The sequence below is a fragment of the Micromonospora sp. CA-248089 genome, assembly GCF_050948515.1.
Taxonomy (GTDB): Bacteria; Actinomycetota; Actinomycetes; order Mycobacteriales; family Micromonosporaceae; genus Micromonospora.
This window is the reverse complement of the sequence record NZ_CP192016.1, coordinates 2,728,408-2,742,606: the sequence shown is the minus strand read 5'-3', so window position 1 is coordinate 2,742,606 and position 14,199 is coordinate 2,728,408. Positions and strand designations below refer to the sequence as shown.

Genomic DNA, 14,199 nt, shown 5'->3' with positions numbered 1-14,199 from the left:
GTCCCCCGCCGGGCGGCTGAGGTCCGCCCGCCCTCACCTTCGAGGTCGTCTTCCCGATGTCCGACTCCTACGTCGTCTGCTCGAACCTGACCTTCTCCTGGCCGGACGACACCCCGGTCTTCCAGAACCTCTCCTTCACGCTCGGCGGCGGCCGGACCGGACTGGTCGCGCCGAACGGTGCCGGCAAGAGCACGCTGCTCAAGCTGATCGCCGGCGAGTACCGGCCGGCCGCCGGGTCGGTCACCGTCGACGGCGTGCTGGGCTACCTCCCGCAGACCCTGCCGCTCGCCGCCGACCTCACCGTGGCGGAGGTGCTGGAGATCGCCCCGCTGATCGCGGCGCTGCACGCCATCGAGGCCGGCGACGCCGACGAGAAGCACTTCACCACCATCGGCAACGACTGGGACATCGAGGAGCGCACCCGCGCCCAACTCGACCGGCTCGGTCTCGGCGACCTCGCCTTCGACCGGCGCCTGGGCACGCTCAGCGGTGGGCAGGTGGTCTCCCTCGGCCTGGCGGCGCAACTGCTGAAGCAGCCCGACGTGCTGCTGCTGGACGAGCCGACGAACAACCTCGACCTGGACGCCCGGCGCCGGCTCTACGACGTGCTGGAGCAGTGGCACGGCTGCCTGCTGCTGGTTAGCCACGACCGGGCGCTGCTGGACCGGATGGACCGCATCGCCGAACTCGACCGCGGCGAGATGCGGTTCCACGGCGGCAACTTCACCGCGTACGAGGCGGCCGTGCGCGCGGCGCAGGAGGTGGCGGAGAAGAACGTCCGCAGCGCCGAACAGGAACTCAAGCGGGAGAAGCGCGAGTTGCAGGAGGCCCGCGAGCGGGCGGCCCGCCGAGCCGGCAACGCCGCCCGCAACCTCAAGAACGCGGGTCTGGCGAGGATCGTCGCCGGCGGCCTGAAGCGGGACGCGCAGGTGTCCGCGGGCAAGGCGAACGAGATGCACTCGGGACGGGTCGACGACGCCCGGGCGCGGCTCGACGAGGCCGAGCGGGCCCTGCGCAACGAGCAGACGATCACGGTGGAACTGCCCGCCACCACCGTGCCGGCCGGACGCACCCTCCTGAACGCCGAGCGGGTCCGGATCCGGCACGGCGGGCGGCACCTGTTCGCCGCCGACGGCGTCGACCTGACGATCCGCGGTCCGGAACGGATCGCCCTGCTCGGCGCCAACGGCGTCGGCAAGTCCACCCTGCTGCGCCTGATCGCCGGCGACCTGGAACCCCACAGCGGCCGGATCACGCGCGCCGACGGCCGCATCGCGTACCTGTCGCAGCGGCTGGACCTGCTGGACCTGGACCGGACCGTGGCGGAGAACCTGGCCGCGTTCGCGCCGCAGGCCCCCGACGCGCAGCGGATGAACCTGCTCGCCCGCTTCCTGTTCCGCGGCCCGCGAGCGCACCTTCCGGTCGGGGTGCTCTCCGGCGGTGAGCGGCTGCGCGCCACACTGGCCTGCGTCCTGGGCGCCGAACCCGCGCCGCATCTCCTCCTGCTCGACGAGCCGACGAACAACCTCGACCTGGTCAGCGTCGGTCAGTTGGAGGGCGCGCTCGACGCGTACCGCGGCGCACTGCTGGTGGTCAGCCACGACGAGCGGTTCCTCACCGCGATCAACGTCGGCCGCTGGCTGCGCCTGGCCGACGGGCGTCTGGTGGAGACCGGTCCCCCGGACGCCGGCTGACCGGCCCGCCGCGCCCGCCGGCGGCGACCGGCCGCCCGGTCAGACCGCTGGCAGGCGGACCACGAACCGGCACCCGCCGGTGACGTTGTGCGCGTGCACCCGCCCGCCGTGCGCCTCCACCAGCCCGCGCACGATCGCCAGCCCCAGCCCGCCGCCGGCCGGCGCCGCCTCGCCGGTGGCGGCCGGTGCGGGGGTACGGGCCCGGGTCCCCCGGAACGCCACGTCGAACACCCGGGGCAGGTCCGCCTCCGGGATGCCGCCGCAGGTGTCGGAGACGGCGAGCCACGCGTCGGTGTCCTCCCGGCCGGCGTCGATGCGGACAGTGCCGTCCGGTGGCGTGTACCGCACCGAGTTGACCAGCAGGTTCGTCACGACGCGGGCGAGTTCGGCCTCGGCCGCCCGGACGGTCGGCCAGCCGGTCTCCGGGGCGACGACACGCACCCGCCGGTCGGCGGCCAGCGGCGCGGTGGCGGCGATCGCGTCGGACACGACGTCACCGAGCGGCACCGGGGACAGCGCGGGCCGCAGCGCTCCGGCGTTGATCCGGGACAGCTCGAACAGGTCGTCGACCAGGCGCGTCATCCGGTCCGTCTCGACCCGGATCCGGCGGTGGTACTCGGCCACCGCCGCCGGCTCGTCGACCACCCGGTCCTCCAGCGCCTCCGCCATCGCCCGCAGGCCCGCGAGCGGCGTACGCAGGTCGTGGGAGACCCACGCGACCAGCTCGCGGCGGCCGGCCTCCAGCTGCCGTTCCCGCTGCCGGGCCTGGTCGGCCCAGACCGCCGCCTGCGCGAGCCGGCGGGCGAACGCCACCCCGACGGCCAGGCTGACCGCCGCGGACGCCGCGACCGTCACGAGGACGACCTGGAGGTCGTGCGCGGACAGGAACATGGCCTGGGCGACGGCGGTGACGCCGGCCGTCACCGAGGCGATCGTGACCGCGAGCAGCACCGCGATGTGCGCGAGGATCGACCGGCGGCGCACCAGCCGCAGCGCGCAGGCGCCGAGCGCGCCGACGACCGCGCCGGCCAGCAGGGCGTAGAAACCGATGACCAGCAGCTCGTTCACCGGGACTCCTGCGGCTCGTAGCGGTAGCCGACGCCCCACACGGTGACGATGCGCCGGGGCTGCGCGGGGCAGTCCTCGATCTTCTCCCGCAGCCGGCGGACGTGGACGGTGACAGTGGACTGGTCGCCGAACCGCCAGCCCCACACGCGGTCCAGCAGTTCGGCTCGCGACCACGCGCGCCCCGGATTGGCCAGCAGGAACGCGAGCAGGTCGAACTCCCGTACGGTCAGGCCGAGCGGCCGCCCGCCGCGTTCGGCGATGCGGCGGTCGATGTCCGCGGTGAGGTCGCCGTCGCGCAGCACCCCCGCCGGTCCCCGGTCGGGCGGGGCCGCGCGCCGCAGCACCGACCTGATGCGCAGCACCAGTTCGCGCGGCGAGAACGGCTTGGTCACGTAGTCGTCCGCGCCGACCTCCAGCCCGGCGACCCGGTCCGCCTCGTCCCCGAGCGCGGTGAGCATGACCACCGGCAGGCCGGGTAGCCGGCGACGCAGCCGCCGGCACACCTCGATGCCGTCGAGACCCGGCATCATCAGGTCGAGGACCACCAGGTCGGGCGGCTCCTGCTCGGCGGCGGCGAGCGCGTCGGCCCCGTCGAAGGACAGCCGGACCCGGCAGCCATCCTGTTCCAGATACCGCCGGACGACGTCGCTCACCGTCCGGTCGTCGTCGACGACGAGCACGTAGCGCCCCATGCGCCAGACGCTACCCACCGGCGTCCCGGCACGGCGGCCCGCGGTCGACCCGTAAGCGGACGGAAAGATCTTTGCGGCGGGTCCGGGCCTACCGTCGGAGCATGGGCAGAAGACGTGTGGTGTTGGCGGGGCTCGCCGTCGTGGCCGTCACCGGTCTCGCGGTGGGTCTGTACCTGTTCCAGCCGTGGCGGCTGGTGACCGACCGTGAGGTACGCGAGGCGCTGCCGTCGGTGACGGAACCGCAGCCGCAGCCGGCCGGCACGAGCGGCCCGCCGCCGACCGTCGCACCGCCCGCCGACGTGGTCCTCGCCGCCGGGGACTTCGTCACGCACGAACACGACACGTCGGGCCGGGCGCAGCTGGTCCGTCTCGCCGACGGCCGCCGCCAGCTGCTCCTGCGCGGACTGGACACGTCGGACGGTCCGGACCTGCGGGTCTGGCTCACCGACCGGAAGGTGCTGCCCGGCCGGGCGGGCTGGCAGGTGTTCGACGACGGCCGCTGGGTCGAGCTGGGCCGGCTCAAGGGCAACATCGGCGACCAGGTGTACGACATCCCGGCGTCGGTGGACCTGGACGGGCTGCGCAGCGTGTCGATCTGGTGCAAGCGGTTCGCGGTGTCGTTCGGCGCGGCGCCGCTGGCCGCTGTGACGGGATCGGCGCCGGCCTGACGCCTGTGCCGCCGGCCCCGGACGCTGGGCTACGCTGCGGGAAGCGCTGGTTCACCCGGTCGGCGACGGCCGGGTGTCGTAAGAGGGAACCCGGTGTAAGTCCGGGACTGCCCCGCAGCGGTGAGTGGGAACGACCGCCGTCAACAGCACTGGGCCACCGGCCTGGGAAGCGACGGCCAGTAGGCGACCTCGTGTCACGCCCGCGAGTCCGAAGACCTGCCCGCGTCGCGCGTACCACCGGTGCGCGCCGCCGTCGACCTCGCGGGTGGGTCGGGCGGGTGACACGCCGCGCGGTACGCCGTCGGCGTGCCCTCGACGTGCACACCCCGGCCGGTCGGCGGTCCGCTTCTGCGAGGACGGAACCGCACTGTGCCCGACACCATCACGCTCACCGGCCGACCACCGTCGGCCTCGCACCTGACCCTGTCGCAGATCATGGACCAGCACCACACCAACCTGATGGGCACGGTCCACGGCGGGCGCATCCTCAACCTGATCGACTCGGTCGCCGGGGTGGTCGCCGCCCGCCACTCCGACGGTCCGGCCGTCACCGCCGCCATCGACGAGACCGCGTTCCTGCGCGCCGTGCGCGTCGGGGACGTGGTGCACGTCGACGCCCGGATCACCTGGGCCGGCCGCAGCTCGATGGAGGTGGCGGTGAAGGTCAGCGCGGATCGGTGGGACCGCGCGGTGCCGCCGGTGGACGTGGCGACCGCGCACCTGGTGATGGTGGCGGTGGACGACGACGGCCAGCCCCGGCCGGTGCCGCCGCTGCGCACCGAGACCGACGGCGACCGGCGGCGCTACCGGGAGGCGCAGATCCGGCGCGAACACCGGCTGGCGCTGCGCCGGGCCCTGCTCGACGGCGCCGGGGAGGGCTGAGCGGTGCTCGGACTCTCCGCCGCCACGCTCGCGGGCTACCTGGCCGCGATCGTGGTGCTCATGCTCACCCCGGGGCCGGACATGATGTTCGTGCTCGCGAACGCCACCCGGTACGGCGCGCGGGCGGGCGCGGTGGCCGCGCTCGGCGTCGCCGCCGGGGAGGCGGTGCACGTCGCCGCCGTGGTGGCCGGGCTCGCCACCGTCATCGCCGCGTCCCCGGTGCTGTTCACCGCGATCCGGTGGGCGGGCGCGGCGTACCTGATCGTGCTGGGTCTGCGGGCGCTGCGCGGCGCCGGCCGGCCGGCGCCGCCGCCGACCGGCCGGACGGCGGGGGCGGCCGGGCGTTCCGGCGCGGGCTGCTGACGAACCTGCTCAACCCGAAGATGATCCTGTTCAGCGTGGCGTTCCTGCCGCAGTTCGTCCGGCCCGAGGCGGGCCCGGTCGCGGCGCAGCTGGTGCTGCTCGGCGTGCTGTTCGTCGCGGTGCAGCTCACCGTGGACCTGGCGCTCGGCGTGGGCGCCGGGCGGTTCGCCCGCCGGTGGGGCGACAGCCGCTGGTCGCGGCGGGTCGACCGGCTCTGCGCTGTCGCCTTCGTCGCGCTCGGCGTCCGGCTGGCCGCCGGCTGACGGGCTGCGGGCGGGCGCGGCGCCGGGCGGCCGGCTCAGCCGGGATGCGCTGCCGTCTCCCGGGACGCCGGCACGACCGGCGTCCCGGACGCGGGCGGCCGCTCGCGGTCCAGGTGCAGGCGCAGCAGCAACCAGCCCAGTGAGACGCCGCCGATGAACACGTACGCGGGCTGGGTGCCGAAGGTGTCCCAGCAGGTGTGCAGCGTGACGGCGGCGGCGAAGGTGAGCAGGAACGCCGCCAGCTTCCGGCCGCCGGGCGCGGCGGCGAACGCGAACAACGCGGCGGCGGTCAGCCCGGTCCAGGCCAGGTGCGCGGCGGGCGCGGTGAGGCCGCGTACCAGCAGCGTCTGCTCGACCTCGCCGAGGTTGCCCTGCGATCCGACGAACGCGGCGAACGCGTAGCCCATGGTTTCCAACGCGGCGAACCCGGCGCCGGAGGCCACGCCGATCACCAGCCCTTCCGCCGGTGACCGGTGCCGGTGCCACAGCAGCAGGATGCCGGCCGGCACGATCAGCTTCGCGGTCTCCTCGGCCAGGCCGACGAGCGCCATCGGCAGGACGCCGAGCCGGTGCAGCGCGTCGTACTCCAGCCAGCCCGCCGCGACCACGCCGATCACGCCGCCGAGCAGCGCGGCGACGCCGACGACGGAACCGGGGACGGGGCGGCGGCCCGGGAGGCTCTGGGCGAAGGCCAGGAACGTGGCCGGGGCGACGGACGCGCCGAGCAGGATCAGCGCCGGCACGAACGTGACGGTGCCGGTGCCGGTGCCGGTGCCGGCCAGTGTCTCCAGCACCAGCAGGTGGAGCCCGACGCCGACGAGCAGGACCGCCACCCACGCCCAGCGGCGTCCGGTATTCCCCATACGCCGAGTATCGCGCCCGGCGGCGAGCGCCGGCATCGGGGGTAGGCACTGTGGACAGCGAGATCCATCCGACACGCCCGACACGACATCTGGTGTTGCCCAACCGCCCTCACCGCCATATATGGTGGTGCCGCAGCTGGTTCGGCCGAGTCCTCACGGGCGGGGCCGAGGCAAGAGGGAACCCGGTGGGAATCCGGGACTGCCCCGCAGCGGTGAGTGGGAACGACAGCCGTCAACAGCACTGGGCCACCGGCCTGGGAAGCGACGGCCGGTAGGCGACCGGCGACCCCGGTCGGGCCCACGAGTCCGAAGACCTGCCAGCGCGCCGTGCGCCTCCGCGTACGGCGGTCGGAGGTCGCGCGGGACGACCGACGCCAGCAGCCGGGCCGGCCCTGCGCCGCGCCCGTTGGCGTCTCCCGCCGTCTCCAGACGGTGACAGCGAGGAGAGGTCATGACGGTCGTGCAGGAGAGTCCCCCGTCCACCGGCGGCGGGTCCGAGCCCCGCCGGCTCGCGATGCGGGTACGCAAGCGGGACGGCGACACCGAGCCGGTGGACGTCAACAAGATCGTGCGGGCGGTCGAGCGCTGGGTCGCCGACCTGGACGAGGTGGACCCGCTGCGGGTGGCCACGAAGACGATCAGCGGGCTCTACGACGGGGCGACCACCGCCGAGCTGGACCGGTTGTCGATCCAGACCGCGGCGGAGCTGATCGGCGAGGAGCCGCAGTACTCGAAGCTGGCGGCGCGGCTGCTGGCCGCGTACGTGGACAAGGAGGTCCGCGGCCAGGGCGTGGCGAGCTTCAGCCAGTCGATCGCGTACGCCCACGGGCTGGGGCTGATCGGCGACGAGACGGCCGAGTTCGTGGCCCGGCACGCCCGCAAGCTCGACGACGCCGTGGACCCGGACGGTGACCGGCGGTTCGAGTACTTCGGACTGCGTACCGTGGCGGACCGCTACCTGCTGCGGCACCCGCAGACGCGGCTGGTGGTGGAGACGCCGCAGTACTGGCTGCTGCGGGTGGCCTGCGGGCTGTCCCGCACCCCCGGCGAGGCGGTCGGGTTCTACCGGCTGATGTCCAGCCTGGCCTACCTGCCCAGCTCCCCCACGCTGTTCAACTCCGGCACCCGGCACACCCAGATGTCGTCGTGCTTCCTGGTCGACTCGCCGCGCGACGAGCTGGACTCGATCTACGAGCGGTACCACCAGGTGGCGAAGCTGTCGAAGTTCTCCGGCGGCATCGGCATCGCCTGGTCGCGGGTGCGCGGCCGGGGCGCGCTGATCCGGGGCACCAACGGGCGGTCCAACGGCATCGTGCCGTTCCTCAAGACACTCGACGCCGGAGTGGCGGCGGTCAACCAGGGCGGCCGGCGCAAGGGCGCGGCCTGCGTATACCTGGAGCCGTGGCACCCGGACGTGGAGGAGTTCCTGGAGCTGCGGGACAACACCGGCGAGGAGTCCCGGCGTACGCACAACCTCAACCTGGCCAACTGGATCCCGGACGAGTTCATGCGCCGGGTCGAGGCCGACGGCGAGTGGTCGCTGGTCGACCCCTCGGACGCCCCGGAACTGCCCGACCTGTACGGCGAGGCGTTCGACGCCGCGTACCGGGCGGCGGAGAAGAACGCGGTGCGCACGGTGAAGGCCCGGGATCTGTACGGGCGGATGATGCGCACGCTCGCGCAGACCGGCAACGGCTGGATGACGTTCAAGGACGCCGCGAACCGGCTGTCCAACCAGACCGGTGAGCCGGGCAACGTGATCCACCTGTCCAACCTGTGCACGGAGATCCTGGAGGTCAACGACGACACCGAGACCGCGGTGTGCAACCTCGGCTCGGTGAACCTCGGCGCCCACGTCACCGCCGACGGGGTGGACTGGGAGCGGCTGCGCGCCACGGTGCGTACGGCGGTGATCTTCCTCGACCGGGTGATCGACATCAACTACTACCCGGCCGAGCAGGCGGCGGCGTCCAACCCGCGCTGGCGGCCGGTCGGGCTCGGGCTGATGGGGTTGCAGGACGCGTTCTTCACGCTGCGCCTGCCGTTCGACTCCGCCGAGGCGAAGGAGTTGTCCACACGCGTGCAGGAGGAGATCCTGCTGACCGCGCTGGAGACCTCCGCCGGGCTGGCCGAGCGGTTCGGCCCGCATCCGGCGTACCCGCAGACCCGGGCCGCCAAGGGTGACCTGCACCCGGACCTGTGGGGCGCGGAGCCGGCGCAGGCCGGCCGGTGGGCGGCGCTGCGCGAGCGGATCGCCGCAGGCGGGCTGCGCAACTCGCTGCTGGTGGCGATCGCGCCGACCGCCACCATCGCCTCCATCGCCGGCTGCTACGAGTGCGTCGAGCCGCAGGTGTCCAACCTGTTCAAGCGCGAGACCATGTCCGGGGAGTTCCTGCAGGTCAACACGTACCTGGTGCGGGAGCTGAAGGCGCGCGGGCTGTGGACGCCGCAGGTCCGCGACCGGATCAAGCGGGCCGAGGGCTCGGTGCAGGACATCACCGAGCTGCCCGCGCCGGTGCGGGAGCTGTTCCGCACCGCCTGGGAGCTGCCGCAGCGGGCGCTGATCGACCTGGCCGCGGCGCGGGCACCCTTCGTCGACCAGTCCCAGTCGCTGAACCTGTTCCTGAGCGCGCCGACCATCGGCAAGCTGTCCTCGATGTACCTGTACGCCTGGAAAGCCGGGCTGAAGACCACCTACTACCTGCGATCCCGTCCCGCCACCCGCATCCAGCAGGCCACCGTCGCGCCGGTGCTCGCCCCGGTCGCCGGCGTGGTCTCCGCCGTGAGCGACGACGAGGCGCTGGCCTGTTCCCTGGAGAACCCCGAGAGCTGCGAGGCATGCCAGTGACCACCACCGCACCGACCCGGCACATGCTGCTCGACCCCGGCATGGACCTGACCCTGCGGCCGATGCGCTACCCGCGCTTCTTCGACCGGTTCAAGGACGCCATCAAGAACACCTGGACGGTCGAGGAGGTCGACCTGCACGGAGACCTCGCCGACCTGGCGAAGCTGTCGGCGGCGGAACGGCACCTGGTGTCGCGGCTGGTGGCGTTCTTCGCCACCGGCGACACCATCGTCGCCAACAACCTGGTGCTCAACCTCTACCAGCACGTCAACTCGCCCGAGGGTCGGCTCTACCTGTCCCGGCAGCTGTTCGAGGAGGCGGTGCACGTCCAGTTCTACCTCAACCTGCTCGACACGTACGTGCCGGACGAGAAGGAACGGTTCGCCGCGTTCGCCGCGGTGGAGAACATCCCGTCGATCGCCCGCAAGGCCGAGTTCTGCTTCCGGTGGATCGACTCCATCTTCGAACTGCGGGAACTGCGGACCCGGGCGGACCGGCGGGCGTTCCTGCTCAACCTGATCTGCTTCGCCGCGTGCATCGAGGGCCTGTTCTTCTACGGCGCGTTCGCCTACGTCTACTTCCTGCGCTCCCGGGGCCTGCTCAACGGGCTGGCCTCCGGCACCAACTGGGTGTTCCGGGACGAGTCGATGCACATGGCGTTCGCCTTCGACGTGGTGGAGACCGTACGCGCCGAGGAGCCGGACCTGTTCGACGACGAGATGCAGCGGCAGGTGCGGGAGATGCTGGCCGAGGCGGTGGAGTGCGAGGTGAGCTTCGCCGAGGACCTGCTCGGGCAGGGGGTGCCCGGGATGTCGCTGGCCGACATGCGCGAGTACCTCCAGCACGTGGCCGACCGGCGCCTGGCGGTGCTCGGCATCGCGCCGATGTACGGCAGCGGCAACCCGTTCGCGTTCATGGAGTTGCAGGACGTGCAGGAGCTGTCCAACTTCTTCGAGCGCCGGGTGTCGGCGTACCAGGTCGGGGTGACCGGCAGCGTCACGTTCGACGACGACTTCTGAGCCGGACACGACGAAGCCGGCAGGCCGGGAGTCCCGGCCTGCCGGCTTCGTGTCACCGCGGCGTCGGTTACCGCAGGAAGCGGTCCAGCGCGGCCTCGATGGTGCCGCTGTCCGGCGACGCGTACGACTTCATCGTCACCTTGTTGTAGGAGATGAAGCTCGGGCAGCGGGCGGCCGGCGCGTTCACCGTGCCGCCGTCACCGATCTTCTCGGCGGTCTTCGCGGCGTGGAAGGTCAGCGTGTACCGCGAGGAGATGTACTCGACGGTGACGACCTTGTCCTCGCTGTTCTTGTACTGGCACTTCTTCGGCGTGCCCTCGCTGCCCTCGACCATCTTGAGGCAGCCGATGACGGACACCGTGGCGAAGTCCGCCGACTTGGCGTAGTACGGCTTGGCCGAGCTGACCGTCTTCTGCGACCAGAACGACGGCCGGTCCGGGGAGTTGGAGAAGACGTACGCCTTCGAGCCCGCCGGCGCGGTGTACGGGGCGGCGTTGAGGATCGGTCCCCCGTCGCAGACCGCCGACATCTCGCTGGCGTACCGCGCGGTGATCGCGTCGTTGTTGGTGGGTCCGTCCGGCCCGGTCGACTCGGGCGCGTCCGCGCTGGGGGTCGCGGACGGACTGCTGTCCGGGCCGGGGGTGGCGCTGCCCGAGGCGACCGGCTGCGGGTCGTCCTCGTCGCCGTTGAAGGCGACGTAGGCGAGCCCGCCGCCGCAGCAGAGCAGCGTCAGCGTCACCGCACCGGCGGCGAGGCCGACGATCAGCCCCTTGCTCTTGCCGCCGCCGCCCTGGGGCGTGCCGGGCGCGTAGGGCGCGGCCGGCGGCGGGAAGCCGGCCTGCCCCGGGTACGAGACCGCGGGCTGCGGCGCCCCGTACGGCGCGCCGGAGGCCGGCTGCGATCCATAGGGTGCGCCGGAAGCGGGCTGGGCGCCGTAGGGCGCGCCGGAGGCCGGCTGCGAACCGTACGGGGCACCTGACGCCGGTGGCGAGCCGTAGGGCGCGCCGGAGGCCGGCTGGGCGCCGTACGGGGCGTTCGGGTCGGGCTGGTTGCCCCACGCTCCGGCGTTCGGGTCCGGATAGCCTCCGTAGGGAGGGTGATTGTCACTCATCTGAGGTTCTTCCACCTGTCGTCCGTGGTTCCGGCGATCAACCACTTCGCAGCGTAATGACGGCTGCAAATCCAGGATCGCCGACATTCGATCGGTCGTTCACCAGCCGTGCCGGGGTGGCTCCGGTGCGTGCCTCCGCGAATCCGGTCCCGGGCCGCCCACCAGGGGCGACGGCGCCGGGGAACGTTGCGCCGCAACGAATCGACCCGTCGGCAGCCGTTCCGTACCCGGCTTTCGGGTCGCTCAAAAATGTGACGTACGCAACACAATGGCCGGCGTGGGCGACCCCTCGCCGGGCGGCGGCGGACCACATCCCGGGACAGCCTTTAGTGAGTGCCGTCTATATTGACGTGCGTCACAGGCGTGGACAGAATCCCAGCACCACCACCAGGACCCCTCCGGGAGGGCCCCATGATCCGTCCCCGCCTGCCGCTGACGCGGACCGCCACCAGACTCGCCGCGGTCGCCGCGGCCACCGCCGGCGTGCTGCTCGCGGTCACCGCACCCGCCGTCGCCGCCGCGCCCGCCGGGCGGTACGTCGCGCTCGGCGACTCCTACACCTCGGCGCCGCTCGTGCCCACCCAGGTCGACCTGAACTGCCTGCGCTCCAACCGCAACTATCCGTCCCTGGTCGCCGCGGCCGCCGGCTCGTCGTCGTTCGCCGACGTGAGCTGCTCCGGGGCCACCACCGAGGACATCCTGTCCGGCGGCGACGGTGCGCTGGGCATCGCGCTGCCGCCGCAGGTCAGCGCCGTCACCTCGGCCACCGCGCTGGTGACCGTCCAGATCGGCGGCAACGACATCGGCTTCGCCGGCATCATCGGCGACTGCGCCGAGGCGAGCGTGAGCAGTCCCCTCGGCTCGCCCTGCAAGGACCGGTTCACCGCGGGCGGCACCGACCAGTTGCGGGCCCGGATCGCCGCCACCGCGCCCAAGGTGACAGCGGTGTTGCGGGCGGTCCGCCAGGCCGCGCCGAACGCGCGCGTGGTGGTGCTCGGCTACCCGGCGATCCTGCCCGACAGCGGATACGGCTGCTGGCCGGTGGTGCCGATCGCCTACCAGGACGTGCCGTACCTGCGTGGCGTCCAGAAGGCGCTCAACACGATGCTCGCCGACACCGCGGCGGCGGGCGGGGCGAGCTACGCCGACGTCTACACCCCGTCGATCGGCCGGGACGCGTGCAAGAGCAGCGGCACCCGCTGGGTGGAGGGACTGGTGCCGCAGAACTCCGCCGCGCCGTTCCACCCGAACGCCCGGGGCGAGCAGGGCATGGCCACCGCCCTGCTGGCGCACCTGAACTGAGCCCGCCCGCGTGAGCCGGTCCCACTCTCGGCGGGACCGGCTCACGTCCCGCGGCTCAGACCCGGGTGATGCGGACCGCGTCGGCGACCACGTACCCGGTCCCGGCGCTCCAGCGGCTCACCCCGACCTTGTCGCCCGTCCCGGCGGCGAGCGTGAACACGCCGAGCGAGACCCAGCGCCCGCCGCCGGTGCGCTGGTCGACCGTCACCGTCCGGTTGCCGGTCGTGGTGGCCACGAGGTACGGGGTGCGGTCGTTGTAGCCGCTGTCGGCCGGGTACCACACCGAGACCTCGTAGCTGCCGCTCGCGGGCAGGGTCGTCCGGAACCAGGCCACGTCGCTCGCAGGGGTCGGCGCGGCGAAGCGGTAGTCGGCGCCGTACCGCTGCCCGGAGTACGCCGACGTGCCCCACGCCGCGCCGGCGGTGAACCCGCCCGCCGTGCCGTTGTCCACTGTCACACTCCACGGCGCGGGCGTCGCCGTGCCGGCCCGGAGGTCGAGGTAGTTGCGGTCGATCTTCATGGTCACGCCGCCCCACGTCTCGGTGACGTCGCCGGAGTACTGGTGCAGGCGCTGCTGGTCGGCGTAGCGGTCGTCGGCGCAGTACGTGCCCCCGTCGGTGTCCGCGACGCCGTTCCACCAGGCGATCCAGATCTGGTCCAGGCGCAGGTAGCGGGTGTCGTGGTACGCGCCGCAGACGTCGGTGATGCCGGACGAGCCGCTGGAGTACATGCCGGCGAGGTAGCCGCGCGTGTGCAGGCGCTCGACCCAGCCGGAGAGGAAGGAGAGCACGGCGGCGCGGCAGGAGGCGCTCGTCGGGTACTGCTCGATGTCGTTGTAGAGCGTGCTGCCCGCGCCGATGCCGAGCGCCGTCGCCGCCGCGACCGCGCTGTCCGCCGCGGTCCGGCCCTGCCCGCGCGCGGTGGCCGGGTCGGCGGACATCTTCGGCGTACGGGTGCCGCACGGCGCCTGGTAGCCCAGCTCGATCGGGATGAGCCGCCAGCCCTTACGGGTCTGGTCGGCCACCCAGGTCGCGGTCAGGTTGGGCTGGGCGCACGTGCGGCTGCCGCCGCTGATGTAGACGCCGACCGCGCGGTACGGCGACGCGGTCAGCCAGGCGTCCATCGCGGCCTGGGACGGCGCGGTGCAGGTGTCGAAGCCCTTACCGGTGTACGTGCCGGGCTGCGGGCCGACCGCTGCCGCGACGGCCGGCTCGGCGGTGCCCGTGGTCCCGGCGCGGGCCGGGACGGCCGGAGCCGGACCGGCCGCGGCCGCGACGACGGCGAGAAGTGTCAGGGCCGTGGCGATCGCTCTCATCGGCGCCCCTCCTGTGAAGGATTCCTCGCCCGGCGGCGAGACATGGGCAGGATTTCTACCACGCATCGACGAACGACGACAGACGGTCGTGGCGGAAGTTTTCACAATGGA

Annotated in this window: 13 protein-coding genes and 2 riboswitches; of the genes, 8 read left to right on the top strand and 5 right to left on the bottom strand. The window is 73.1% G+C overall.

The features are described 5' to 3' along the window. Positions 1-56: 56 nt before the first annotated feature. Positions 57-1,694, top strand: coding sequence for a ribosomal protection-like ABC-F family protein (gene abc-f / locus ACQP26_RS12975; RefSeq protein WP_433495842.1), 1,638 nt, complete (start codon positions 57-59; stop codon positions 1,692-1,694). A gap of 39 nt (positions 1,695-1,733) precedes the next feature. Here abc-f and ACQP26_RS12970 read toward each other — a convergent pair whose 3' ends face one another. Beyond that, positions 1,734-2,762, bottom strand: a complete 1,029-nt coding sequence (locus ACQP26_RS12970) for a sensor histidine kinase (protein ID WP_433495841.1) — start codon at positions 2,760-2,762, stop codon at positions 1,734-1,736. Beyond that, the gene (locus ACQP26_RS12965) at positions 2,759-3,454 is read right to left on the bottom strand and encodes a response regulator transcription factor (RefSeq protein ID WP_269706740.1); all 696 of its coding nucleotides are present in this window, start codon (positions 3,452-3,454) and stop codon (positions 2,759-2,761) included. The genes ACQP26_RS12970 and ACQP26_RS12965 overlap by 4 nt, the downstream gene beginning before the upstream one ends. A gap of 101 nt (positions 3,455-3,555) precedes the next feature. Here ACQP26_RS12965 and ACQP26_RS12960 point away from each other — a divergent pair, with 101 nt between their 5' ends. The 4 genes from ACQP26_RS12960 to ACQP26_RS12945 all read left to right on the top strand — a co-directional run bounded on the left by ACQP26_RS12960 (position 3,556) and on the right by ACQP26_RS12945 (position 5,630). Continuing rightward, positions 3,556-4,122, top strand: coding sequence for a DM13 domain-containing protein (locus tag ACQP26_RS12960; RefSeq protein ID WP_433495840.1), 567 nt, complete (start codon positions 3,556-3,558; stop codon positions 4,120-4,122). Between the two features lie 30 nt (positions 4,123-4,152). Continuing rightward, positions 4,153-4,360, top strand: a riboswitch (cobalamin riboswitch). A gap of 131 nt (positions 4,361-4,491) precedes the next feature. Then, a complete protein-coding gene (locus ACQP26_RS12955) occupies positions 4,492-5,004 on the top strand; it encodes an acyl-CoA thioesterase (RefSeq protein WP_433495839.1) in 513 nt (170 codons plus the stop codon). Positions 5,005-5,007: 3 nt separating this feature from the next. Next, positions 5,008-5,367, top strand: coding sequence for a LysE family translocator (locus ACQP26_RS12950; protein WP_433495838.1), 360 nt, complete (start codon positions 5,008-5,010; stop codon positions 5,365-5,367). A 20-nt stretch (positions 5,368-5,387) separates the two neighbouring features. Then, a complete protein-coding gene (locus ACQP26_RS12945; protein ID WP_433495837.1) occupies positions 5,388-5,630 on the top strand; it encodes a LysE family translocator in 243 nt (80 codons plus the stop codon). 35 nt (positions 5,631-5,665) lie between these two features. On the opposite strand, the gene ACQP26_RS12940 is transcribed toward ACQP26_RS12945, so the two are convergent. Next, the gene (locus ACQP26_RS12940) at positions 5,666-6,493 is read right to left on the bottom strand and encodes a PrsW family intramembrane metalloprotease (protein ID WP_433495836.1); all 828 of its coding nucleotides are present in this window, start codon (positions 6,491-6,493) and stop codon (positions 5,666-5,668) included. A 119-nt stretch (positions 6,494-6,612) separates the two neighbouring features. Beyond that, positions 6,613-6,829: riboswitch (cobalamin riboswitch) on the top strand. A gap of 115 nt (positions 6,830-6,944) precedes the next feature. On the opposite strand from ACQP26_RS12940, the gene ACQP26_RS12935 reads away from it, so the two are divergent. Together ACQP26_RS12935 and ACQP26_RS12930 are read left to right on the top strand one after the other, a co-directional pair. Continuing rightward, positions 6,945-9,341, top strand: a complete 2,397-nt coding sequence (locus tag ACQP26_RS12935) for a ribonucleoside-diphosphate reductase subunit alpha (protein WP_433495835.1) — start codon at positions 6,945-6,947, stop codon at positions 9,339-9,341. Beyond that, on the top strand, positions 9,332-10,360 hold the full coding sequence (locus ACQP26_RS12930) for a ribonucleotide-diphosphate reductase subunit beta (protein WP_269706745.1): 1,029 nt from the start codon (positions 9,332-9,334) through the stop codon (positions 10,358-10,360). Before ACQP26_RS12935 ends, ACQP26_RS12930 begins: the two co-directional genes overlap by 10 nt. 67 nt (positions 10,361-10,427) lie before the next feature. Here ACQP26_RS12930 and ACQP26_RS12925 read toward each other — a convergent pair whose 3' ends face one another. After that, positions 10,428-11,471: a hypothetical protein gene (locus ACQP26_RS12925; protein ID WP_281578158.1), complete on the bottom strand. Its 1,044-nt coding sequence runs from the start codon at positions 11,469-11,471 to the stop codon at positions 10,428-10,430. Between the two features lie 411 nt (positions 11,472-11,882). On the opposite strand from ACQP26_RS12925, the gene ACQP26_RS12920 reads away from it, so the two are divergent. Continuing rightward, positions 11,883-12,773, top strand: a complete 891-nt coding sequence (locus ACQP26_RS12920) for an SGNH/GDSL hydrolase family protein (RefSeq protein WP_433495834.1) — start codon at positions 11,883-11,885, stop codon at positions 12,771-12,773. A gap of 55 nt (positions 12,774-12,828) precedes the next feature. Here the strand turns inward: ACQP26_RS12920 and ACQP26_RS12915 are convergent, their stop codons facing one another. Next, entirely contained in the window at positions 12,829-14,088 is a 1,260-nt protein-coding gene (locus ACQP26_RS12915; RefSeq protein WP_433495833.1) for a glycoside hydrolase domain-containing protein, read from the bottom strand. Positions 14,089-14,199 lie beyond the last annotated feature (111 nt).